Source organism: Streptomyces sp. NPDC007164 (assembly GCF_040634135.1).
Lineage (GTDB): Bacteria > Actinomycetota > Actinomycetes > Streptomycetales > Streptomycetaceae > Streptomyces > Streptomyces sanglieri.
Map to the genome: position 1 here is coordinate 277,684 of NZ_JBEYFB010000004.1, position 22,372 is coordinate 300,055.

The 22,372-nt window shown below is 70.8% G+C and carries 16 protein-coding genes; 12 read left to right on the forward strand and 4 right to left on the reverse strand.

Features of this window, described 5'->3' with window-relative positions; all coding sequences use genetic code 11:
• The first annotated feature begins 164 nt into the window (after positions 1-164).
• Positions 165-1,856, forward strand: a complete 1,692-nt coding sequence (locus tag ABZ622_RS09940; RefSeq protein WP_360541857.1) for a fumarate hydratase — start codon at positions 165-167, stop codon at positions 1,854-1,856.
• A gap of 47 nt (positions 1,857-1,903) precedes the next feature.
• Here the strand turns inward: ABZ622_RS09940 and ABZ622_RS09945 are convergent, their stop codons facing one another.
• Positions 1,904-2,890, reverse strand: coding sequence for a LuxR C-terminal-related transcriptional regulator (locus ABZ622_RS09945; protein ID WP_360541858.1), 987 nt, complete (start codon positions 2,888-2,890; stop codon positions 1,904-1,906).
• Positions 2,891-2,960: 70 nt separating this feature from the next.
• Between ABZ622_RS09945 and ABZ622_RS09950 the strand changes: the two genes are divergently transcribed.
• Both ABZ622_RS09950 and ABZ622_RS09955 read left to right on the forward strand, forming a co-directional pair.
• Positions 2,961-4,334, forward strand: a complete 1,374-nt coding sequence (locus ABZ622_RS09950) for an MFS transporter (RefSeq protein ID WP_360541859.1) — start codon at positions 2,961-2,963, stop codon at positions 4,332-4,334.
• A gap of 425 nt (positions 4,335-4,759) precedes the next feature.
• Positions 4,760-6,061, forward strand: coding sequence for a M18 family aminopeptidase (locus ABZ622_RS09955; protein ID WP_360541860.1), 1,302 nt, complete (start codon positions 4,760-4,762; stop codon positions 6,059-6,061).
• A gap of 66 nt (positions 6,062-6,127) precedes the next feature.
• On the opposite strand, the gene ABZ622_RS09960 is transcribed toward ABZ622_RS09955, so the two are convergent.
• Positions 6,128-7,657, reverse strand: a complete 1,530-nt coding sequence (locus ABZ622_RS09960) for a ricin-type beta-trefoil lectin domain protein (protein ID WP_360541861.1) — start codon at positions 7,655-7,657, stop codon at positions 6,128-6,130.
• Positions 7,658-7,763: 106 nt separating this feature from the next.
• On the opposite strand from ABZ622_RS09960, the gene ABZ622_RS09965 reads away from it, so the two are divergent.
• From ABZ622_RS09965 to ABZ622_RS09980, 4 genes are all read left to right on the forward strand, one after another.
• Positions 7,764-9,188: a class II fumarate hydratase gene (locus tag ABZ622_RS09965; protein WP_360541862.1), complete on the forward strand. Its 1,425-nt coding sequence runs from the start codon at positions 7,764-7,766 to the stop codon at positions 9,186-9,188.
• A gap of 57 nt (positions 9,189-9,245) precedes the next feature.
• Positions 9,246-9,944 (forward strand): DUF402 domain-containing protein, encoded by a 699-nt coding sequence (locus ABZ622_RS09970; protein WP_360541863.1) that lies wholly within the window; start codon positions 9,246-9,248, stop codon positions 9,942-9,944.
• A gap of 371 nt (positions 9,945-10,315) precedes the next feature.
• Entirely contained in the window at positions 10,316-12,220 is a 1,905-nt protein-coding gene (locus ABZ622_RS09975; RefSeq protein ID WP_360541864.1) for a SpoIIE family protein phosphatase, read from the forward strand.
• A gap of 158 nt (positions 12,221-12,378) precedes the next feature.
• Positions 12,379-13,848, forward strand: a complete 1,470-nt coding sequence (locus ABZ622_RS09980) for a catalase (RefSeq protein WP_360541865.1) — start codon at positions 12,379-12,381, stop codon at positions 13,846-13,848.
• 87 nt (positions 13,849-13,935) lie between these two features.
• On the opposite strand, the gene ABZ622_RS09985 is transcribed toward ABZ622_RS09980, so the two are convergent.
• Entirely contained in the window at positions 13,936-16,185 is a 2,250-nt protein-coding gene (locus tag ABZ622_RS09985) for a transglycosylase domain-containing protein (RefSeq protein ID WP_360541866.1), read from the reverse strand.
• A 222-nt stretch (positions 16,186-16,407) separates the two neighbouring features.
• Here ABZ622_RS09985 and ABZ622_RS09990 point away from each other — a divergent pair, with 222 nt between their 5' ends.
• The 5 genes from ABZ622_RS09990 (at position 16,408) to ABZ622_RS10010 (ending at position 21,298) form a co-directional block, all read left to right on the forward strand.
• Positions 16,408-17,379: an SPFH domain-containing protein gene (locus ABZ622_RS09990; protein WP_360541867.1), complete on the forward strand. Its 972-nt coding sequence runs from the start codon at positions 16,408-16,410 to the stop codon at positions 17,377-17,379.
• Positions 17,376-17,624, forward strand: a complete 249-nt coding sequence (locus ABZ622_RS09995) for a hypothetical protein (protein WP_266688881.1) — start codon at positions 17,376-17,378, stop codon at positions 17,622-17,624. The genes ABZ622_RS09990 and ABZ622_RS09995 overlap by 4 nt, the downstream gene beginning before the upstream one ends.
• 70 nt (positions 17,625-17,694) lie before the next feature.
• Positions 17,695-18,219, forward strand: coding sequence for a PadR family transcriptional regulator (locus ABZ622_RS10000; RefSeq protein WP_124716644.1), 525 nt, complete (start codon positions 17,695-17,697; stop codon positions 18,217-18,219).
• Entirely contained in the window at positions 18,216-18,902 is a 687-nt protein-coding gene (locus ABZ622_RS10005) for an ABC transporter ATP-binding protein (RefSeq protein ID WP_360541868.1), read from the forward strand. Before ABZ622_RS10000 ends, ABZ622_RS10005 begins: the two co-directional genes overlap by 4 nt.
• Complete coding sequence (locus tag ABZ622_RS10010) at positions 18,899-21,298, forward strand: FtsX-like permease family protein (RefSeq protein WP_360541869.1); 2,400 nt, start codon at positions 18,899-18,901, stop codon at positions 21,296-21,298. Before ABZ622_RS10005 ends, ABZ622_RS10010 begins: the two co-directional genes overlap by 4 nt.
• Positions 21,299-21,344: 46 nt before the next feature.
• On the opposite strand, the gene ABZ622_RS10015 is transcribed toward ABZ622_RS10010, so the two are convergent.
• Positions 21,345-22,313, reverse strand: a complete 969-nt coding sequence (locus ABZ622_RS10015; RefSeq protein WP_360541870.1) for a hydrogen peroxide-inducible genes activator — start codon at positions 22,311-22,313, stop codon at positions 21,345-21,347.
• Between the last annotated feature and the right edge of the window lie 59 nt (positions 22,314-22,372).

Consider the following 22,372-nt stretch of genomic DNA (forward strand, 5'->3'; position numbering starts at 1 on the left):
CGTCCCGTGACGGCGATACCGCGACAGCCCTCCCGCGACGGCCGCCCCGGGGTGGCCGAACTGAGCCTTACCTCACAGCTTCGCCGCTCGTGCGGCGTTCTACCCTGGTGGGTGCGCTGCCCAAGGGAGGTCAGCCGCCGTCTGCCGAGTGAGGAATGGCCGTAATGCCAGAGTTTGCGTACTCCGATCTGCTCCCGCTGGGAGAGGACACCACGCCGTACCGTCTGGTGACCTCCGAGGGTGTCTCCACCTTCGAGGCCGACGGCCGTACGTTCCTCAAGGTCGCGCCGGAGGCGCTGCGCACCCTGGCCGCCGAGGCCATGCACGACATCTCGCACTACCTGCGCCCCGCCCACCTGGCGCAGCTGCGGCGGATCGTGGACGACCCCGAGGCCTCGTCCAACGACAAGTTCGTCGCGCTCGACCTGCTGAAGAACGCGAACATCGCGGCGGCCGGCGTGCTGCCGATGTGCCAGGACACCGGCACCGCGATCGTCATGGGCAAGCGCGGGCAGAACGTCCTCACCGAGGGCGGTGACGAGGAGGCGCTGTCGCACGGCATCTTCGACGCCTACACCAAGCTCAACCTGCGTTATTCACAGATGGCTCCGCTCACCATGTGGGAGGAGAAGAACACCGGCTCGAACCTCCCCGCCCAGGTCGAGCTGTACGCCACCGACGGCGGCGCGTACAAGTTCCTCTTCATGGCGAAGGGCGGCGGCTCGGCCAACAAGTCGTTCCTCTTCCAGGAGACGAAGGCCGTGCTGAACGAGGCCTCCATGATGAAGTTCCTGGAGGAGAAGATCCGTTCGCTGGGCACGGCCGCCTGCCCGCCGTACCACCTGGCGATCGTCGTCGGCGGTACGTCGGCCGAGTTCGCGCTGAAGACCGCGAAGTACGCCTCCGCGCACTACCTGGACGAGCTGCCCGCCGAGGGCTCCCCCACCGGCCACGGCTTCCGGGACAAGGAGCTGGAGGAGAAGGTCTTCGAGCTGACGCAGAAGATCGGCATCGGCGCGCAGTTCGGCGGCAAGTACTTCTGCCACGACGTGCGCGTCGTCCGCCTCCCCCGGCACGGTGCCTCGCTGCCCGTCGCGATCGCCGTGTCCTGCTCGGCCGACCGCCAGGCCACCGCGAAGATCACCGCCGAGGGCGTCTTCCTGGAGCAGCTGGAGAAGGACCCGGCCCGCTTCCTCCCGGACACCACGGACGAGCACCTCGACGAGGCCGGGGCCCACGGCGAAGCCGCTGAACGGCACAGTGTGAAGATCGACCTCAACCGGCCGATGGACGACATCCTCGCCGAGCTGACCAAGTACCCGGTCAAGACCCGGCTCTCGCTGACCGGCCCGCTGGTCGTGGCGCGCGACATCGCGCACGCCAAGATCAAGGAGCGGCTGGACGCGGGCGAGGAGATGCCGCAGTACCTGAAGGACCACCCGGTCTACTACGCGGGCCCGGCGAAGACGCCCGAGGGGTACGCCTCCGGCTCCTTCGGCCCGACGACGGCCGGCCGGATGGACAGCTATGTCGCGCAGTTCCAGGCGGCGGGCGGCTCCAAGGTGATGCTCGCCAAGGGCAACCGGTCCAAGCAGGTCACCGACGCGTGCGACGCGCACGGCGGTTTCTACCTGGGCTCGATCGGCGGCCCGGCGGCCCGGCTCGCGCAGGACTGCATCAAGAAGGTCGAGGTCGTCGAGTACGAGGAGCTCGGCATGGAGGCGGTCTGGAGGATCGAGGTCGAGGACTTCCCCGCGTTCATCGTCGTCGACGACAAGGGCAACGACTTCTTCACCGAGCCCGCCCCGGCACCGACGTTCACCAGCATTCCGGTGCGGGGCCCGGGTCTCGCCTGACCCGTCGGTACGAAGCACGGCCCCGCGGAGTGTCCGCGGGGCCGTGCTCATGCCTCCAGCAGGCCCGACGTCGCGACCAGGTAGCCGAGTTGGGCCCGGCTGTTGCTGCCCAGCTGCTCGGAGACCCTCCGTACGTGCTCCGCGACGCTGCGGCGGCTCATGCCGAGCCGGCGGGCGATCGACTGGTCCGTCTCGCCGCCCACCACCGCCTGCAGGATGGTCCGTTGCAGGTCGGAGGTGACGACCGGGGTGCGCAGCGGCACCCGTTCCGGGCGGACCGGGACCGAGCGGGCCCAGGCTTCGTCGAAGTGCCGGGCCAGGAAGCGGACCAGGGACGGGTGCTGGATGCGCAGGGCGCTGTGCGGCTCGTCGGAGAACGGGACGAACGCCAGGCTCCGGTCGAAGACGATGATCCGGTCGGCGACCTCGGCGAGCGTTCTGACCTCGGCGCCCTCGGTCGTCACCCGCTCTATGTAGGCGAGCGTCGTACGGTCCGAGCGGACCGTGTGCTGGTAGATGGTCCGCTGCCGGATGCCCCGGCGCAGATTGCGTACGTCCCTGGGCAGCGACTCCTCCAGCACGTGCACGGGACGGCCACCGCCCGGGTGGGCGGTGCGGACCTCCTCGCGGCAGCCCGCGACGCCCGCTTCGAGCGCCTTGCCGATGACGGCCTCGCCGGAGAGCCGGGTGAGCGCGGACGGTTCGAGGCGGTGCGCATCGGCGTACAGGCCCTCGAACACGGTCAGCGCGGCGCGGGCCGAACGCAGTGTGCGGCGCTGCCGGGCGATCGCCGCCTCGATGGGCCCGAGCACATCGAACGAGGCGGTTTCGGGCGGTACGGGGACGAGCCGCCCCGGGGCGTCGCGGTCCTCCACCATCAGATGCAGGGCGCTCAGGCAGCCGGGCACCTCGTCCGCCGGAAGGCTTCCGTCCGCGAGCGCGCGCCGGTAGGCCGCGAGGGCCGGGTCGCAGACGCGGTTCGGCGACGATTCGCGGTAATCACACGCCCGTGGGCCGGAATGATCGTCCTTCACAAGGATGCAGATTACATTCGTGCAATCGCGGGCTCGTGGGTGAGCGCGACCGCTCGGTGAGTATGAGCCGGTGACGCAGGAAATCGAGCAGGCGGACGACCGGCCGGACCGGGCACCGAAGGGCGACGGGGCCGGTCCCGTGCGCGGGGAACGCCGCTACCGATTCCTGATCGCCGGATATGCCCTGTCCTCGTACGGCACTTTCCTGAACATGGTGGCGCTCAATCTGTTCGTCTACGAGACGACGGGCAAGGCGCTCGCGATGGGCCTGTTCATGGCCGTGCGGCTGGCGTCCGGATTTGTCGCGGGACTGACCGCCGGTGGTCTGCTCGCCCGGTTCACCGCCAAGCGCGTCATGCTGTGGACGAATGTGGCGCAGGCGGCGGTGATGCTGCTGCTCGTCCTCGCGCCCGGGGGGATGCGGACGGCCGCGCTGATGGCCGTTTCGGTGGTGGCCGGCGGCTGCGGAACGCTTTTCATGGTGTCGTTGCGCAGTTCCATTCCCGAGATGGTCGGCGACGACCGGCGGTCATGGGCGAACTCCCTTTCCATCACCGGGCGTTCGCTGGCCATGGTGGCCGGTTTCGCGTCCGCGGGCGTGGTGGTCTCACTCGTCGGATACACCGCCGCTTTCGTGGTGGACATGGCCACCTTCGTGGTCTGCGCCGCGACGGTGGCGCTGCTGCCGATCGCGGGCGGGGGCCGGGGAAAGGACGCCCGGCCGGAATCGGAGGGGGATTCCGGCGGGGACAGGGGGAAGGAGCGGACCGGTGGCCGGGGGAAGCCGGGCCGGTGGCGGCGGCCGGGCGTGCTTCTCGCGTCGGCGGCCGCGCCGGGTCTCGGTCTGATGGTGGTGCTGCGGAGTGTGGACGCCTTCGGCTCCTCCTCGCACAACGCCGCGCTGCCGGTCCACTCCGCCGCGCTCGACGCGGATCGCCCCGCCGTGTTCGTCAGCGCGTTCTGGTGCCTGTGGGCGCTGGGGAACGTCGCCGCGCAGCAGGTGATCCAGCGATACGTCCGACGCACCGGGCGGACGGTGGGAGCGCCGGGCTTCGGGTACGGCACCTGTCTGATGTCCGGGGCGTTCATCCTGGCGTTCGCCGGGTTCCCGTGGGCGGCGACCGCCGTGATCGCGCTGGTGGCGGGGGCGGCCGACGGGCTGACGGAGATCTCGTACACCTCCCATCTGCAGACGCTCCCCGCCGATCTGCGCGCGCATGCCTTCGGGCTCTCCGCGACCCTGGAGAACCTGGGGTTCGGCGTCGGCATGGTCCTGGTCGCGGCGGCCCTCGACAGGTACAGCCCGCCGGCCGTCGTGGGCTGGTCGCACGGGGCGGCCATCGTGGTCGCCGTGGTGTTCCTGATCAGGGTGTCCGGGGCGCGCGGGCGGGCCGCCGTCCCCGCTCCCCGTTCCGGCGCCGATCGCGTCGGGCCGGAGCGGTGAGGATTCCCGTACGGCGTTATTCAGCCAATCTCGGGGGGACCGGCGGGGGGCCGGGCGCCCGCCGTGCCGTCCCGCACGCTCCCGGTGCCGGCCCCGGCACGCCCCCGCCCGCCCGGGGGCCCGCCGCCGCCGCGGCCGGTCCGGCACCGCCGCTTTCACGCAGCGGGCCGCGCCGCGGACTTGCGCCGTACCGGCCCGCTTTGGTGGGTTGTCGGACGTTCCTGAACCACTCGGCCGCGCCGGCCCCGGGACACCCGCCCCGGCCAACCGGCAGACAGCCGCGGGCCCCGGGCGGTCCCACCGGATCGCCCGGGTGACCCGGGACCGGCCGCCACCCCCGCGCCGTACTCCGCCCGCACCGTGTGCGGCGGCCCGGCGCGGGTTCCTCCACCCTCAACGTCGAACACCGGAAAGGCGGACGCCCGATGACGCCGCTTCCCCACCGCAGCCACACCGATGACCTGCTGTCCTTCATCAGCACCAGCCCCTCCCCGTACCACGCGGTGGCCAGTGCCGCCCAGCGCCTGGAGAAGGCCGGCTTCCGTGAACTGCGGGGCACGGACGACTGGACGGGCACGACCGGCGGCAGCTTCGTCGCCCGCAGTGGTGCGCTGATCGCCTGGTACGTCCCCGAGGGGGCCCCGGCACACACCCCCTTCCGGATCATCGGCGCCCACACCGATTCCCCGAATCTCCGGGTCAAGCCCGCTCCCGACACCTCGTCGGCGGGCTGGCGGCAGGTCGGTGTGGAGATCTACGGCGGCGTTCCGCTGAACACCTGGCTCGACCGCGACCTGGGCGTCTCCGGGCGGCTCGCGGTGCGGGCGCCGGGCGGCGGGGTCGCGTCCCGGCTGGTCCAGATCGACGAACCGCTGCTGCGGGTGCCCCAGTTGGCCATTCATCTGGACCGTACGGTCAACGAGGCGCTGACGCTCGACCGGCAGCTCCACCTCGCCCCGGTCTGGGCGCTCGGCTCCCGTGCGGAGGGTGCGCTGCTGCGCCGGGTCACGGCGGCCGCCGAGGTGGACCCGGACGAGGTGCTGGGCTGGGACCTGATGCTCCACGACACCCAGCAGCCCGGATATCTGGGCGCGGAGCGGGAGTTCGTGGTGTCGGCGCGGCTGGACAATCTGGTCTCGGTGCACGCGGGCGTCACGGCCCTGACGGGTGCGGCGACCGCGGCCGAGGAGCCGGCGTACATCCCGGTGCTGGCCGCCTTCGACCACGAGGAGGTCGGCAGCGGTTCGGCGACGGGTGCGCAGGGGCCGCTGCTGGAGCGGGTCCTGAGCCGCTCGGTCACGGCCCGCGGCGGCAGCCCGGAGGACTGGTCGCGCGCCCTGGCCGGGGCCTTCTGCGTCTCCGCCGACATGGCCCACGCGGTGCACCCCAACTACGCGGAGCGGCACGACCCGGACCACCGTCCGCTGCCCAATGGCGGCCCCACGCTCAAGGTCAACGTGAACCAGCGGTACGCCACCGACAGCACCGGCATGGCGGTGTTCGCGTCGGCGTGCGAGCGGGCGGGCGTGCCGTGGCAGCCGTTCGTCTCCAACAACGCGATGCCGTGCGGTACGTCGATCGGCCCGCTCACCGCGGCCCGGCTGGGTGTGGAGACGGTCGACGTGGGGGTGCCGGGGCTGTCCATGCACTCGGCGCGCGAGCTGTGCGGGGTCGACGACCCCGGCCATCTGGCCGCCGCGCTCGGCGCGTTCGTGACCTCCGGCTGACCGGCCGGCGCCGAACGGCCCGGGAGGTGTGGGGCGGCCGAGGCCGCCCCACACCTCCGCGCACTGCTACACGAACCGCTGCTGCGCGCTGCCGTCGCAGTTCTGGAGCTTCAGCGGGTCCTTCGCCGCCGCCAGCGTCAGGCACAGTCCGGTCGAGGCGGCCGGGCGCAGGGTGCCCGACTGCTTCACGAACTGCTGGTTGGCCGCGCCCGAGCAGTTGTACAGGATGGCCGTGGCGCCGGCCTTGTAGTCGGCGCCCGGCACGTCCAGGCACCGGTCGTGGCTCAGCTCGGTGCGGAGGGTCTTCGTACCGGAGTCGTACCACCAGCCCTGGTTGCGGCCGCCGTGGCAGTCCCAGCCGCCGATCTTCGTGTCATTGCGGGTCACCGAGCCGGGGGCGTCCACACAGGTGCCCGTCGCCTCGTTCTTCAGGGGCTTGAAGGAGTCGTCCCACGCCCCGGACCGCAGGAGCGGCTTTCCGGTGCTCGCCGGGTCGGCGCAGCTCGCCTCGCGCAGGTTCGAGTTGTAGATCTGGGTCAGGCAGGACGCGAAGGCGCCGTGGCCGCTCGCGTTCGGGTGGAAGGACTGCCGCAGGGAGTTGGAGTCCGGCGGGAAGTGTCCGAGGTCGATGTAGAGACCGCGGGCCCAGGTGGACTCGCTGCACACCTCGTGGCCGTGGAAGAGCCGGGAGTTGTCGAGGTAGACGGCTCCGGTGTCCGCGGCCGCCCTGCGCATGCCTCGCTCGAAGGCGGGGACGGCCACGTTGCGGCCCCAGGCGGCGTCCGAGTCGTACCCGGCGCAGCCGCCGGGAAGCTTCCCGGGGAAGTTCGGGTTGTCGTAGAAGTCCGGGCCGATGGGGCTCGGGTACCCCATGACCACGAGCTTGTAGTCGCCGGCGCCGTACCCGGCGCCGGACATGACGGTCTTCAGGTCGCGCACCGTCTTCTCGACCTTGGGGACGAGTCCGTCGACGCGCGCCTGCCAGCCGCCGTCGTACTTGGGCTCACAGGTGCCCTGGGAGAGCACCCAGCGCGTGACGCAGTCCGTCATGACCGGGCCGAACTGGAGGTCGTCGTTGGCACCCGCCACCAGCACGATCATCTTGATGCGGGTGTTGCGGGCCTTGATGGCGAGGTTGTCGCTCTGCACCAGTTCGTCGGAGTACTGCTTGGATCCGCCGATCACGATGTTGCCGGTGTACGCGCCGGAGCAGGAGACGTTGTACGTGACGTCCGCAGGGATGCCGGTGCGGTGGATGGCGGAGTCGGGCGAGCGGTGGCACCAGTTGTCGGGGCCGTTGGTGCCGGCCTCGTACGTGCCGACGCCCTCGCCGGAGATCTCGCTGTCGCCGAGCGAGATCAGCCCGGTCTTGCGGTCGGCGAGCGGTCGCTCGGCCGGGTCGCCGTACAGCTTGGTGGCCTCCGCCGCGCGGACGGCCTCCAGTTCCGGCGACAGAGGGGTGGATGCGGTAGTGCTGGTACCGGACCGGTCCGTCGCGCCGGCCGGTCCGGCGGCCACGGCCATGCCGCCGATCGCCGCCGCCATGGCAGCGGCGGCCGCGACCGTACAGCGAAGTCTGTGCCTGGTGCGCCTCATTGCGCCTCCCCGGGTTGTGGTTACCCCCGGTATTTACTGGTCGGTAGGCGACTTGGGAATAGACAGAACAAGACAAGTGCTCAACTTTTTCAGGAGGTTGAACGAGATGGACGAGTCACGGAACGGCGAACAGTCCCCCGCGGGCGGCGGAGATTTCCGCGTCGAGCACGATTCGATGGGCGAGGTGAGGGTGCCCGCGAAGGCCAAGTGGCGGGCCCAGACGCAGCGCGCGGTGGAGAACTTCCCGGTCTCCGGCCAGCGCCTCGAACGGTCCCACATCGAGGCCCTGGCCCGGATCAAGGCGGCCGCGGCCAAGGTGAACGCCGAGCTGAAGGTGCTCGACCCGGACATCGCCGCGGCCATTCAGGAGGCCGCCGCCGAGGTGGCCGACGGGCGCTGGGACGACCAGTTCCCGGTCGACGTCTTCCAGACCGGGTCGGGCACCTCGTCCAACATGAACACCAATGAGGTGCTGGCCACCCTCGCCACCGAACGGCTGGGCCGCGAGGTCCATCCGAACGACCATGTCAACGCCTCGCAGTCCTCCAACGACGTCTTCCCGTCCTCCATCCACATCGCCGCGACGGCCGCCGTCACCGGCGATCTGATCCCGGCACTGGACCGGCTGGCGACCGCCCTGGAGCACAAGTCCGCCGAGTTCGCGACGGTGGTGAAGTCGGGGCGTACGCACCTGATGGACGCCACGCCCGTCACCCTCGGCCAGGAGTTCGGCGGCTACGCGGCACAGATCAGGTACGGCATCGAACGGCTGCGCGCCTCGCTCCCCCGCCTCGCCGAGCTGCCCCTGGGCGGCACGGCCGTCGGCACCGGCATCAACACCCCGCCCGGCTTCTCCGCCGCCGTCATCGCCGAGGTCGCCCGCGCCACCGGTCTGCCCCTGGCGGAGGCCCGCGACCACTTCGAGGCGCAGGGCGCGCGGGACGGGCTCGTGGAGACCTCGGGCCAGCTCCGTACCATCGCCGTCTCGCTCACCAAGATCTCCAACGACCTGCGCTGGATGGCGTCCGGCCCGCGCACCGGCCTGGCCGAGATCAACCTCCCCGACCTCCAGCCGGGCTCGTCGATCATGCCCGGAAAGGTGAACCCGGTCATCCCCGAGGCCGTGCTGATGGTCGCCGCCCAGGTCACGGGCAACGACACGACGGTCGCCACGGCGGGCGCGGCGGGCAACTTCGAGCTGAACGTGATGCTTCCGGTCATCGCGAAGAACCTGCTGGAGTCGGTACGGCTGCTGGCCAACGTCTCCCGCCTGCTCGCGGACCGCACGGTCGACGGGATCACGGCCAACGCCGAACGGGCCAGGGAGTACGCCGAGTCCTCACCGTCCGTCGTCACCCCGCTGAACAAGTACATCGGCTACGAGGAGGCCGCGAAGGTCGCCAAGAAGTCCCTCGCGCAGCGCCGGACCATCCGCGAGGTGGTGCTGGACTCGGGATACGTCGAGCGGGGCGACCTCACCGTGGAACAGCTCGACGAAGCACTCGACGTACTGCGCATGACCCACCCCTGACCTGCGTCGCGGTCCCGGGGGCGGGGGCCCCGGGGCCGGAGGCCCTAAGATCCGTCCATGGCAGGTACCGGAGACATCGAGCACTGGGCGCCGGGTGATCAGATCCTGTGGCGCTACCGCCGCAACGGCACGCCGGCCGGGGCCGGGGTGTCCGGGGGCGGGCCGGATCCGTTCCACATCTGCCGTCCCGTCACCGTCGTCCAGGACACCGACGAACTGCTCGCGGCGTGGGTGGCGCCCGGCACCGAGTGTGTGAAGCCGGTACTGGCGAGTGGCCGGGACGTGCATGCCGAGCCGCTCGCCACCCGCTACACGGCCCCGCGCACCACCGCCCGCTCCACCTGGCTGGGAAACGGTGTGCTGAAGCTCGCCCGGCCCGGTGAGCCGTGGTCGGTGTGGCTGTTCTGGGAGCCGGGCTGGCAGTTCCACAACTGGTACGTGAATCTGGAGGAACCGCACGCCCGCTGGCAGGGTGGCATCGATTCCGAGGATCACTTTCTCGACATCTCCGTCTACCCGGACCGCAGCTGGGTCTGGCGCGACGAGGACGAGTTCGCCATGGCACAGCGGGCCGGTCTGATGGCCCCGGAGACCGCGCGGCGGGTGCAGGAGGCGGGCCGGGCGGCCGTCGGGCTGATCGAGGAGTGGGGGGCTCCGTTCCGGGACGGCTGGGAGGACTGGCGGCCCGATCCACAATGGCGAGTTCCCGCGCTTCCGGATGACTGGGACCGCACCCCCTCGTATACGCCGTCGTGAGACCCTTGATGCACCCCAGGGGGACAAACGTAGGATCGTCCTCCGGAGAGCCGCGCCACCCCAACCGGGAGGCTCGGCACCCGACCTGACCACAAGTCATCGCACGAGCACCGCGCACTGCATGAGCTGTATGAGCCACATCAGTCGTATGAATCGTATGAACCACTACGAGGGGGTGGAGACGTGCTCGCTGTTGCCCGCCCCGTCGCCGGAAACGTTGTCACCGGCCAACCCCACAGGCATCCGGTTTCAGCCCCTCGTTCCGGGGCATCCGGTGACAGCCGTTGTTATCGCCGCTCTTGCCGGGGCACAGTAACGCCCCACGAGGTGATTGCCTCATACAACCGGCCCGGACGGACGGAACCCCACGCGTGACGGAGCACCCCACCTCCCACGAAGGCCGGCAGCCTCTCGCCGCCCGGTCGCAGGAACGCACCCGGCCGCGGCAGCAGGACGCCGCGCCGGCCGCTTCCCCTGCCACCGCCGCGATCCCCGGCCCGGCCGCGGCTCCGGGGTCGGCAGCCGGTCCCGCAGGACTCGACCCACAGGCCGCGGCCCGGCGCGAGGGCGACCGGCTGCGTTTCGTCGGGGCCGCCACCCGGCGGATCGCCCGCGGCATAGACCTGGACGAGATCGTGCTGGGCCTGTGCCGGGCCAGTGTGCCGACGTTCTCCGACGCCATACTGGTCTACCTCCGCGACCCGCTCCCGGTCGGTGACGAGCGGCCGGTCTCCCCCTTCGTGCTGCGGCTGCGCCGGTCCGACCGGCTGCGGCTGAGCGAGGAGGAGACGGACAGTTCGTCGGAGACCGAGCGGCTGCGGCTGCCCGTCATCGACCCGCACGGCGATCTGACGCCCGCGGCCGAGCTGTGCGAGATCCGCTCCGGCGGCGCGCTGGCCGAGGTGCTGCGCGGGGTGCGGCCGGTCTTCGGGGACTCCGCGGCGGCCCGCGCCGCGCTGCCCGAGCTGCTCGGCGCCGGCCGGATCGTACCCACCGGACACCGTGCGATCCTCGCTCCGCTGCGCGGACGGCGGCGGGTGATCGGTGCCGCCGTCTTCCTGCGCGGGACCGAGCGGCCGCCCTTCGAGTCCAACGACCTGCTGGTCGCCGCCCAGCTGGCGACGCACACCGCGCTCGGCATCGACAAGGCCGTGCTGTACGGGCGCGAGGCGTACATCGCCGACGAGCTCCAGCGCACCATGCTGCCCGACTCGCTGCCGCAGCCGACCGGCGTCCGGCTCGCCTCCCGCTATCTGCCGGCCGCCGAGACGGCCCGGGTCGGCGGCGACTGGTACGACGCGATCCCGCTGCCCGGGAGCAGGGTCGCCCTGGTCGTCGGCGACGTCATGGGCCACTCCATGACGTCCGCGGCGATCATGGGCCAGCTGCGCACCACCGCGCAGACCCTGGCCCAGCTCGACCTGCCGCCGCAGGAGGTGCTGCACCACCTCGACGAGCAGGCCCAGCGGCTCGGCAGCGACCGCATGGCGACCTGCCTGTACGCGGTGTACGACCCGGTCGCACACCGGATCACCATCGCCAACGCCGGGCATCCGCCGCCCGTGCTGCTCCATCTGGGCGGCCGCGCCGAGGTGCTGCGGGTGCCGCCCGGTGCCCCGATCGGGGTCGGCGGGGTGGACTTCGAGGCCGTCGAGCTGGACGCGCCCGCGGGCGCCACGCTGCTGCTGTACACCGACGGTCTGGTCGAGTCCCGGCTCCGGGACGTGTGGACCGGGATCGAGCAGCTGCGCGAACGGCTCGCCGCCACCGCCCGGCTGACCGGCCCGGACCACTCGCCGCCCCTGGAGGCGCTCTGCGACGACGTGCTGGACATGCTCGGTCCGGGGGACCGGGACGACGACATCGCGCTGCTCGCCGCCCGGTTCGACGGGATCGCGCCGAGCGATGTCGCGTACTGGCACCTGGAACCGGAGGAGACCGCGCCGGGCCGGGCCCGCAGGCTGGCCCGCAGGGCGCTCAGCCGCTGGGGGCTCGACGATCTCTCCGACTCGGTGGAGCTGCTGGTCAGCGAGGTGGTGACCAATGCGGTGCGTTACGCGGAGCGGCCGGTGACGCTGCGGCTGCTGCGCACCGACATCCTGCGCTGCGAGGTCGGCGACGACTCCCCGCAGCTGCCCCGGCAGCGCCGGGCGCGTGACATGGACGAGGGCGGACGCGGCCTGTTCCTGGTGAACCGGCTGGCCAGGCGGTGGGGGGCGACGCGCCTGTCGACCGGCAAGGTGGTCTGGTTCGAGATGCCGTCCCGGGGCCAGTAGCCGGACCGGCGAAGAGGACGGCGAAAGGATACGGAACGGGCGCGGGGCAGAGCCCTGTACGCACGGTAGCGAAATGTTGCCGACCTCCTGTCGGCGGGTTTGACTTCAGTCGTGAACGAGACGGCCTGACCGAAACCCCCACCGACGGGAGGACGCTCGTGTCCGAGGAATCGAAGACCAAGAACACCCCGTACACCACGAACAACGCCGGAATCCCGGTGGAGAGCGACGAACATTCGCTCACTGTCGGAGCCGACGGACCGATCCTGCTCCAGGACCACTACCTCATCGAGAAGATGGCCCAGTTCAACCGTGAACGGGTCCCCGAACGAGTGGTTCACGCCAAGGGATCCGGCGCGTACGGCACCTTCAAGGTGACCAATGACGTCAGCCAGTTCACCAAGGCCGACCTGTTCCAGCCGGGCAAGCAGACCGCCATGCTGGCCCGCTTCTCCACCGTCGCCGGTGAGCAGGGCTCTCCCGACACCTGGCGGGACCCCCGCGGATTCGCCCTGAAGTTCTACACCGAGCAGGGCAACTACGACATGGTCGGCAACAACACGCCGGTCTTCTTCGTACGTGACCCGATGAAGTTCCAGGACTTCATCCGCTCGCAGAAGCGGCGCCCGGACAACGCGGTGCGCGACCACGACATGCAGTGGGACTTCTGGACCCTGTCCCCCGAGTCCGCCCACATGGTGACGTGGCTGATGGGTGACCGGGGCATCCCGAAGACCTACCGCAACATGAACGGCTACAGCTCGCACACCTACATGTGGGTCAACGCGGGCGGCGAGCGGTTCTGGGTGAAGTACCGCTTCAAGACCGACCAGGGCATCGACTACTACACGCAGGACGAGGCCGACCGGATGGCCGGTGTGGACGGCGACGTCCACCGCCGCGACCTGTTCGAGGCGATCGAGCGCGGTGACCACCCGAGCTGGACGCTGTACATCCAGGTCATGCCGTTCGACGACGCACCGGACTACCGGTTCAACCCGTTCGACCTGACGAAGGTGTGGCCGCACGGCGACTACCCGGAGATCGAGGTCGGCCGGATGACGCTGAACGAGAACCCGGAGGACTTCTTCGTCCACATCGAGCAGGCGTCCTTCGAGCCGTCGAACCTGGTGCCCGGCATCGGCCCGTCGCCCGACAAGATGCTGCTCGGCCGGCTCTTCTCGTACCCCGACACCCACCGGTACCGGATCGGCCCGAACTACGCGCAGCTGCCCCCGAACCGCCCGCGGTTCGGCCGGAACTCGTACGCGAAGGACGGTCCCATGCGGTACGAGCCGTCCCGTACCGGAGCGGTCTACGCGCCGAACTCGTACGGCGGCCCGGAGGCGGACACCGCGCGCTACGGCGACCCGGCCGGCTGGGCCACCGCGGGCGAGATGGTCCACGAGGCGTACAAGCTGCACAGCGAGGACGACGACTGGGGCCAGGCGGGCACGATGGTGCGCAAGGTCCTGGACGACGCGGCCCGCGACCGGCTGGTGTCGAACATTTCCGGCCATCTCCTCGACGGGGTGAGCGCCCCGGTCCTGGAGCGCGCGCTGCAGTACTGGCGCAACGTGGACAAGGACCTCGGCGACCGGATCGCCAAGAAGGTCAACGGCGGCTGACACCGGCGGTACGTACGGGAAAGGGCTCAGGGGCGGTGCCGGCCGGCACCGCCCCTGAGCCCTTGTCCACACCGCCTGCTCAGGTGCTCAGCGCGCGGGAGGAGCCTTGTCGGCGACGTTGTTCTCGCTGCCGTCCCCCGGCTTGCCGGGGACCCCGCCGCCCGGCGGCTCCGGGGACTGGCTCGTCGGCACGTCCGGCGACTGGGACGTGGACGGCACGTCCGGCGACTGGGACGTGGACGGCACGTCGGGCGACTGGGTCGCGCTCTGCGAGGGCTTGTCCGGCGACTTGGACGGGGTGGTGTCGCTGCTCGCCGTCTGCGAGGGGGTCGTCGACGGCGAGGCCGGCACGGTGACCTCGCCGCGCTCGACGTCCTCCAGGTCGAACTGCGCGGTGGACCCGCCGCCCAGCGCGCCGAGGGTGTAGTCCGCCCAGATCTCCGCCGGGAAGCCGCCACCGTTGGCCCGGCCGGAGTTGGCGGTGCCGGTCAGGCTGACCTGGCCGCCGCCCTCCTTGGGCGACTCGCCGAAGAGCGCGACGACGGTGGTGAGCTCCGGGGTGTAGGCCGCGAACCAGGCCGACTTGTTGTTCTCCGACGTACCCGTCTTGCCGGCCGCCTCGTACGCCGAGGTGTCGGCCGCCCGGCCGGAGCCCGCGTCCACCACGCCGGTCAGGACGGAGGTCACGGTGTCGGCGGACTTGCGGCTGATCACCTGGCTGCCGATGCCCTCGACCGGCTCGGCCGTCCGCTCACGGTGCTCGGCCGACTTCACGATGAACGGGGTGACCTTCTTGCCGTGGTTGTCGAGCGTGGCGTACGCGCCCGCCATGTCCCAGGTCGAGGCGTTCATGGTGCCGAGCGTGATGGCGGGGCGCTCGGGGAAGTTCTTGTCCGGTACGCCGAGAGCCAGTGCGGTCTTCTTCACCGCGGGCGGGCCGACATCGACGACCATCTGCGCGAAGGCCGAGTTGATCGACGCGTTCATCGCCTTCTGCACGGTGACGCTGCCGTAGCTCCGGTTGTCCTCGTTCTCCGGGGCGAACGGGGTGTCGCTGCCCACGACGGGCCGCTTGCTGGTGCCGTCGTAGCGGGTGTTGACGCCGATCAGGTCGCCGTTCTGGGTCTTCGACTCGTTCTCCAGCGCGGAGGCGAGCACCAGGGGCTTGAAGGTGGAGGCCGGCTGGTAGTCCCGGCGGGTGGCGTTGGAGAAGTAGTGCTGGGTGTAGCCGACCCCGCCGTACATCGCGACGACGGCGCCGGTCTTCGGGTTCACGGAGGTGGCGCCCGCCTGGACGGTCGCGTCGACCTTGTTGTTCTTGCGGTCCAGCTTGGACTCCAGCTGGCGGTCGACGGACTTCTCCAGCTCCTTCTGCCGCTTCTTGTCGATGTTGAGCGTGAAGGTCCAGCCGCCGGCCTGCCGCATCTCCGCGGTGATGCCCTGCTTGTCCAGCTCCTGATTGGCCGCCTCGACGAGGTAACCGGTCTGGCCCTCCATGCCCTTGGCGGGCTTGGGCTTGTCCGGTTTCGGGAACGTGAGCTTGTCGCGCTCGGCCTGGCCGAGCCAGTGCATCTCGACCATGTTGTCGAGCGTGTAGGCCCAGCGTTCCTTGACCAGCTTCTTGCCGGTTTCGCTCGCGGTGGCCCAGTCGTACTGGCTGGGGGCCTGGAGCACGGAGGCCAGGTAGGCGCCCTGGTTGACGTCGAGGTCCTTGGCGTCGACCCCGTAGTAGGCCTGTGCGGCGGCCTGGATGCCGCTCGCGCCCCGCCCGTAGTAGCTGGTGTTGATGTACCCGGCGAGGATGTAGTCCTTGCCCTTCTTGTTCTCGATCTTGAGCGAGATCACCAGCTCTTTGAGCTTCCGGCTGATCGTCGGGTCCTGCGTCAGGTAGTAGTTCTTCACGTACTGCTGGGTGATGGTCGAGCCACCCTGCTTGCCCTTGCCGCTGAGGGTGTTGATCAGGCCGCGCGTGATGCCCTTCAGGTCGACGCCCTTGTCGTCGTAGAACGACTTGTTCTCGGCGGCGACGAAGGTGTGCTGCACCTCCTTGGGCACCTCGGCCAGGTCCACGATCTGGCGGTTGACCCCTTGGCCGGTCCGGGTCAGCAGTGACCCGTCGCTGTACTGGTAGACGTTGCTCTGCCGCTCGGCCAGGGCGTTGGCCTTCGGGATGTCCACGTACATGTAGAGCGCGACGAAGGCGCCCATGACCAGCAGGCAGAGCCCGAAGAAGGCGCCCAGCATCTTCTTCCAGGTGAAGAGTCTGCGTATGCCGCCGCTCTTCGGCGCCCGCCGCGCTCCGCGCCGCTGGGCTCGTCGCGCATCCGCTCGACCCATCGCTGTGTTGCTCCCGTTTCTCTGCTCGACCAGATCAGCTCAGCCCAGCCAGCTAACACCGTCGGCGAGGACAAAAAGCGAGCGTTGCGGTCTTTTACGGACGTGACAATCAGCACCCGTTCTTAAGGGAACCGACTCATGAAGGGTGCCCAGGGTTGCGAACCCAGGTAATGTGTAATCACATTGCTAGCACCGAAGCAGTACTTCGAAACGGGGGATCCCATGTCCGACCATGACAATCCGCGCGCCACGACCACCCTTGCCGCAGACCTCACGCCCGACACACCGCAGATGCCCGAACCGCAGGTGAGAGAGGTCACGGCGCACAGCATTCCCGGCGGTCTCGGCCTGCTGCTGACCGTGGTCGGCGTGATCGCCGGCATCGGCCTCGCGATCGTCGGCGGCGTCGTCGGCTCGAACGGCAACAACGGCCTGGGCATCCCGGTCTGCATCTTCGGGGTGCTGCTCGTCGTCGTCTCGTTCTTCTGCATGACGGGTGTGAAGATGGTCGCACCGGGCGAGGCCCGGGTGATCCAGCTCTTCGGCCGGTACGTCGGCACCATCCGCGCCGACGGGCTCCGCTGGATCAACCCGCTCACCAGCAGCCGGAAGATCTCCACCCGGGTCCGCAACCACGAGACCGCGGTCCTGAAGGTCAACGACGCCTACGGCAACCCGATCGAGCTCGCCGCGATCGTCGTCTGGAAGGTCGAGGACACCGCGCAGGCGCTCTTCGAGGTCGACGACTTCCTGGAGTTCGTCGCCACCCAGACCGAGGCGGCCGTCCGGCACATCGCGATCGAGTACCCGTACGACGCCCACGACGAGGGCGGCCTCTCGCTGCGCGGCAACGCCGAGGAGATCACCGAGAAGCTGGCCGTGGAGCTCACCGCCCGGGTGCAGGCCGCCGGCGTACGGATCATCGAGTCGCGCTTCAGCCACCTCGCGTACGCCCCGGAGATCGCCTCCGCGATGCTCCAGCGCCAGCAGGCCGGCGCGGTGGTCGCGGCCCGGCAGCAGATCGTCGAGGGCGCGGTCGGCATGGTCGAGATGGCGCTCACCCGGATCGCCGAGCAGGACATCGTCGAGCTCGACGCGGAGCGCAAGGCGTCCATGGTCAGCAATCTGATGGTGGTGCTGTGCGGTGACCGGGCGGCGCAGCCGGTCCTGAACACGGGCACTCTCTACCAGTGACCGAACAGACTCCGCCGGCCCGCAGGACCCCGCCGCAGCGCAAGCAGATGCTGCTGCGGCTGGATCCCGCGGTGCACGACGCGCTGGCCCGCTGGGCCTCCGACGAGCTGCGCAGCGCGAACGCCCAGATCGAGTTCCTGCTGCGCAGGGCGCTGGCGGAGGCGGGTCGTCTGCCCGGCTCGGCGGGTCCGATCCCCCGCCGGGGACGGCCCCCGAAGGACGCGCCGGGCCCGCCCGGCACCTAGGGGGACGGGGGGCCTGCCCCCGGCACCCGGGTATACACCGGGGGTATACACACCGTGTACAGTGCTCGGCATGTCAATCGGTCACACCCTGCTCGGACTCCTGGAGTCCGGCCCCCGCCACGGCTACGACCTCAAGCGCGCGTTCGACGAGAAGTTCGGCCACGACCGCCCCCTGCACTACGGGCAGGTCTACTCGACCATGTCCCGGCTGCTCAAGAACGGCCTCGTCGAGGTGGACGGCGTCGAGAGCGGCGGCGGCCCGGAGCGCAAGCGGTACGCGATCACCGAGGCCGGGATCACCGATGTCGGCGCCTGGCTCGCGCAGCCGGAGAAGCCCGAGCCGTACCTCCAGTCGACGCTCTACACCAAGGTCGTGCTGGCCCTGCTCACCGGCCGCAGCGCCGAGGCCCTGCTGGACACCCAGCGCACCGAGCACCTGCGTCTGATGCGCATCCTCACCGACCGCAAGCGCAAGGGCGACCTCGCCGACCAGCTGATCTGCGACCACGCCCTCTTCCACCTCGAAGCCGATCTGCGCTGGCTGGAACTGACCGCCGCCCGGCTCGACCGGCTCGCCGCGGAGGTGGGCGCGTGATCCCCTCCGGCTCCCTGCTCAGCGCCGACGGCCTGCACAAGGCGTACGGCCCGACGCCCGCGCTCGACGGCGCGTCGTTCTCCATCCACCCCGGCGAGGTCGTCGCCGTGATGGGCCCCTCCGGCTCCGGCAAGTCGACCCTGCTGCACTGCCTCGCCGGCATCGTCACCCCCGACCGGGGCACGATCACCTACGCGGGCCGCGAACTCTCCGCGATGTCCGACGCCGAACGCAGCGCCCTGCGCCGTACCGAGTTCGGCTTCGTCTTCCAGTTCGGCCAACTCGTTCCGGAACTGACCTGCGTCGAGAACGTCGCACTGCCGCTCCGCCTGGCCGGCGCCAAGCGCAAGGAGGCCGAGCGCACCGCCCGCCACTGGCTGGAGCGCCTGGAGGTCGAGGACGTCGCCGCGAAGCGTCCCGGCGAGGTCTCCGGCGGCCAGGGGCAGCGCGTCGCCGTGGCCCGCGCGCTGGCCGCCTCGCCCAAGGTGATCTTCGCCGACGAGCCGACCGGCGCCCTGGACTCCCTCAACGGCGAACGGGTCATGGAGCTGCTCACCGAGGCGGCCCGGTCCGCCAACGTCGCCGTGGTCCTGGTGACCCACGAGGCCCGGGTCGCCGCATACTCCGACCGTGACGTCACCGTGCGCGACGGACGGACCCGCGACCTGGAGCACACCGTATGACCCTGCTCGACCGCAAGAAGGCACCGGCCGCGGCCCCGCTCCGGCCCGCCGGACCCACCGGCATCGCCGCCTGGTTCCGCGACCTCGGCCTCGGCATCCGGCTCGCCGCCGGCGGCGGGCGCGAGGGCTGGACCCGCACCACGCTGACCGCCGTCGGCGTCGGCCTCGGTGTGGCACTGCTGCTGACCGCCGCCTCCGTACCGCATCTGCTCGAAGAGCGTTCCGCGCGCGAGCAGGCCCGCGTCGAGAACCGCGTCCCCGGCGGGCCCGACGCACAGGCCAAGAAGTCCGACACCTCGGTACTCCGGATCGACAGGGAGACCGAGTACCACGGCCGCACCGTCAACGGCTATGTGATGCGCGCGGACGGCACGCACCCGGTCGTCCCGCCGGGCGTCGCACACTTCCCCGGCGCGGACGAGATGACAGTCTCCCCCGCGCTGAAGAAGCTGCTGGACTCCCCCGAGGGCCGCCTGCTCAAGGAGCGGGTGCCGTACCGGATCACCGGCACGATCGCCGACTCCGGCCTGGTCTCGCCCGGGGACCTGCTCTACTACGCGGGCAGCGACACCCTGACGTCCGCCGACGGCGGCCACCGGATCGCCGCCTACGGCAACCCGGACGGCGGCAAGGAGATGCCGCCCGTCCTCATCGTGCTGATCATCATGATCAGCGTGGTGCTGCTGGTACCGGTCGCGATCTTCATCGCGACGGCGGTCCGGTTCGGCGGCGACCGCCGCGACCGCAGGCTCGCCGCGCTGCGCCTGGTCGGCACGGACATCCGGATGACCCGCCGGATCGCGGCGGGCGAGGCCCTGTTCGGGGCGGTCCTCGGCCTGCTGATCGGTGGGGTGCTCTTCCTCGTGGGGCGTGGCTTCGTCGGTCACATCGAGGTCTGGAACGTCAGCGTCTTCCCGTCCGACCTGGTGCCCTCCGCCGCACTGACGGCACTGGTCGCCGTCTCCGTTCCGGCGGCGGCGGTGCTGGTCACGCTGGCCGCCCTGCGCTCGGTGGTGATCGAACCGCTGGGCGTCGTACGAGGCGGCCGCAACCGCAGGCGCCGGCTCTGGTGGCGGCTGCTGATGCCGGTCGCGGGCCTGGCGGTGCTCCTGCTGAGCGACAAGGTCGAGCCGTACGCCACGGTCAACCCGTACCCGATCGCGGGCGGCGCCGTGCTGGTCCTGGTCGGGCTCGCGCTGCTGCTGCCGTGGCTGGTCGAGGCGTGCGTCAACCGGCTGCACGGCGGTCCGGTGCCCTGGCAACTGGCCACCCGCAGGCTCCAGCTGAGCAGCGGCGCGGCCTCCCGCGCGGTCAGCGGAATCACCGTCGCGGTCGCGGGCGCGGTGGCGCTGCAGATGCTGTTCGCCGCGGTGGGCGACGAGTTCAGTACGCAGACCGGGCAGGACCCCTCGCGGGCCCAATTCTCCACGTACTCCGAGAAGGTCGGCCCGGGGGCGGCCACCCGGACCATCGAGGAGTTCAAGGCCACCAAGGGAGTGACGGCCGTCATCGGCAGGGTCGAGGTGTACGTCACCCGGCCCGGCAAGTACGGCGCGGACGAAATCCAGCCGACCACCAGTCTCATCGTCGGCGACTGCGGAACCCTGCGCGAGCTGGCCCGGATCGGCTCCTGCACGGATGGCGACACCTTTGTGGTCCACCCCACGAACGACAAGGAGATGTCCGACTGGGTGGACCAGACGGCCCGCAAGGGCAAGGAGGTCGAGATCGACCCGGGCGCCGGCCGGAAATCGATGCGGTGGACCCTGCCCGCCGACTCCCGGACGGTCGTCACCCGCAACGATCCGCTGGGCGAGGACTCCTGGGGAATCATGGCCACCACCGGCGCGGTCGACCCGAGCACGCTGCCGGGCGCGATCACCCATGCACAGATCCGGGTCGACGAGAGCGTCCAGGACGTCGCGGAGTACGTACGGAACACCGCCGCCCGGATCGACCCCGGGATGCGGGTGGCGTCCCTCAAGTCGGTGGTCCGTGACGAGAAGTACGCCAGTGTGCAGCGCGGCCTCCAGGTCGGTGCGACCATGACGCTGCTGCTGATCGCCGCCGCGATGCTGGTCTCGCAGCTGGAGCAGCTGCGCGAACGCAAGCGCCTGCTGTCGGTGCTGGTCGCCTTCGGCACCCGGCGGTCCACCCTCGCCTGGTCGGTGCTCTGGCAGACCGCCGTGCCGGTGCTCATCGGGCTGGCGGTGGCCGTGGCGGGCGGACTCGGCCTGGGTGTGGCACTGATCGCCATGCTCGACAAGAAGGTCACCGACTGGTGGCTGTTCCTGCCGATGACCGGCGCGGGCGCGGCGCTGATCCTGCTGATCACGCTGGTGTCGCTGCCGCCGCTGTGGCGCATGATGCGCCCGGACGGCCTGCGCACGGAGTAACGGAGCGAGACGGTGAGGGGGTGCGGTCCCGCGGGACCGCACCCCCTCAGTCGTTCTGCCGCCCGTCCGCCACCCGTACCGGCAGCACCCGCATCGCCTCCCGCAGCGCCGCCGCGAACTCCTCGAACTCCTCGTGCCGCGCCGCCCCGGTCCGCATCCCCAGCGCCACCCGCCTCGACGGCGCCGGCTCCGCGAAGTACCCGGTGGTCAGCGCGTCGTTGCGGCCGGTCTCCACCGTCACCGCGGTGCGCGGCAGCAGTGTCACGCCGAGCCCGCCGGCGACCAGCTGGACCAGCGTGGAGAGCCCGGCCGCGGTCGTGGTGACCGGTGCGCCTTCCGTGCGTCCCGCCTCCCGGCAGATGTCCAGGGCCTGGTCGCGCAGGCAGTGCCCCTCGTCGAGCAGCAGCAGCGGGAGCTCGCGCAGCGCCTCGCGGGGGATGTCGGCGCGCCCGCCCAGCCAGTGGTCCTGCTCCATCACCAGCACGAAGTCCTCGTCGAAGAGCGGGAGTTCGGTCACCGCCGGCACCCCGAGCGGCACGGCGAGCAGCAGCAGGTCCAGCCTTCCTGCGGCCAGCCCCTCCAGCAGCGAGGAGGTCTGTTCCTCGTGCACCTGGAGGTCGAGCTCCGGGTAGCGCTCGTGGACCAGCCGCAGCACTGTCGGCAGCAGATACGGGGCGACGGTCGGGATCACGCCGAGCCGGAGCACCCCGGTGAACGGCGCCCGGACCGCCTCGGCCTCCTCCATCAGTTCACCGACGGACTCCAGTACCGCCCGCGCCCGCACCGCGAGCCGCTCCCCGGCCGGCGAGAGCAGTACCTTGCGCGTCGTACGCTCGATGAGCTGGACACCCAGTGCCTCCTCCAGCGCCGAGACGGCCCCGGACAGTGCCGGCTGACTCATCCCGATTGCTGCCGCGGCGTCCCTGAAGTGCAGATATTCGGCGACGGCCACGAAGGCGCGCAGCTGCGACAGGCTGGGTTGTTTGGGGCGACTGCCCTGATTGCCCTGGGCCACTGATAGGCACCTCCGATCATCACGGAAGAGTGTAGCTATTTCCGTGATCAATGCACCCT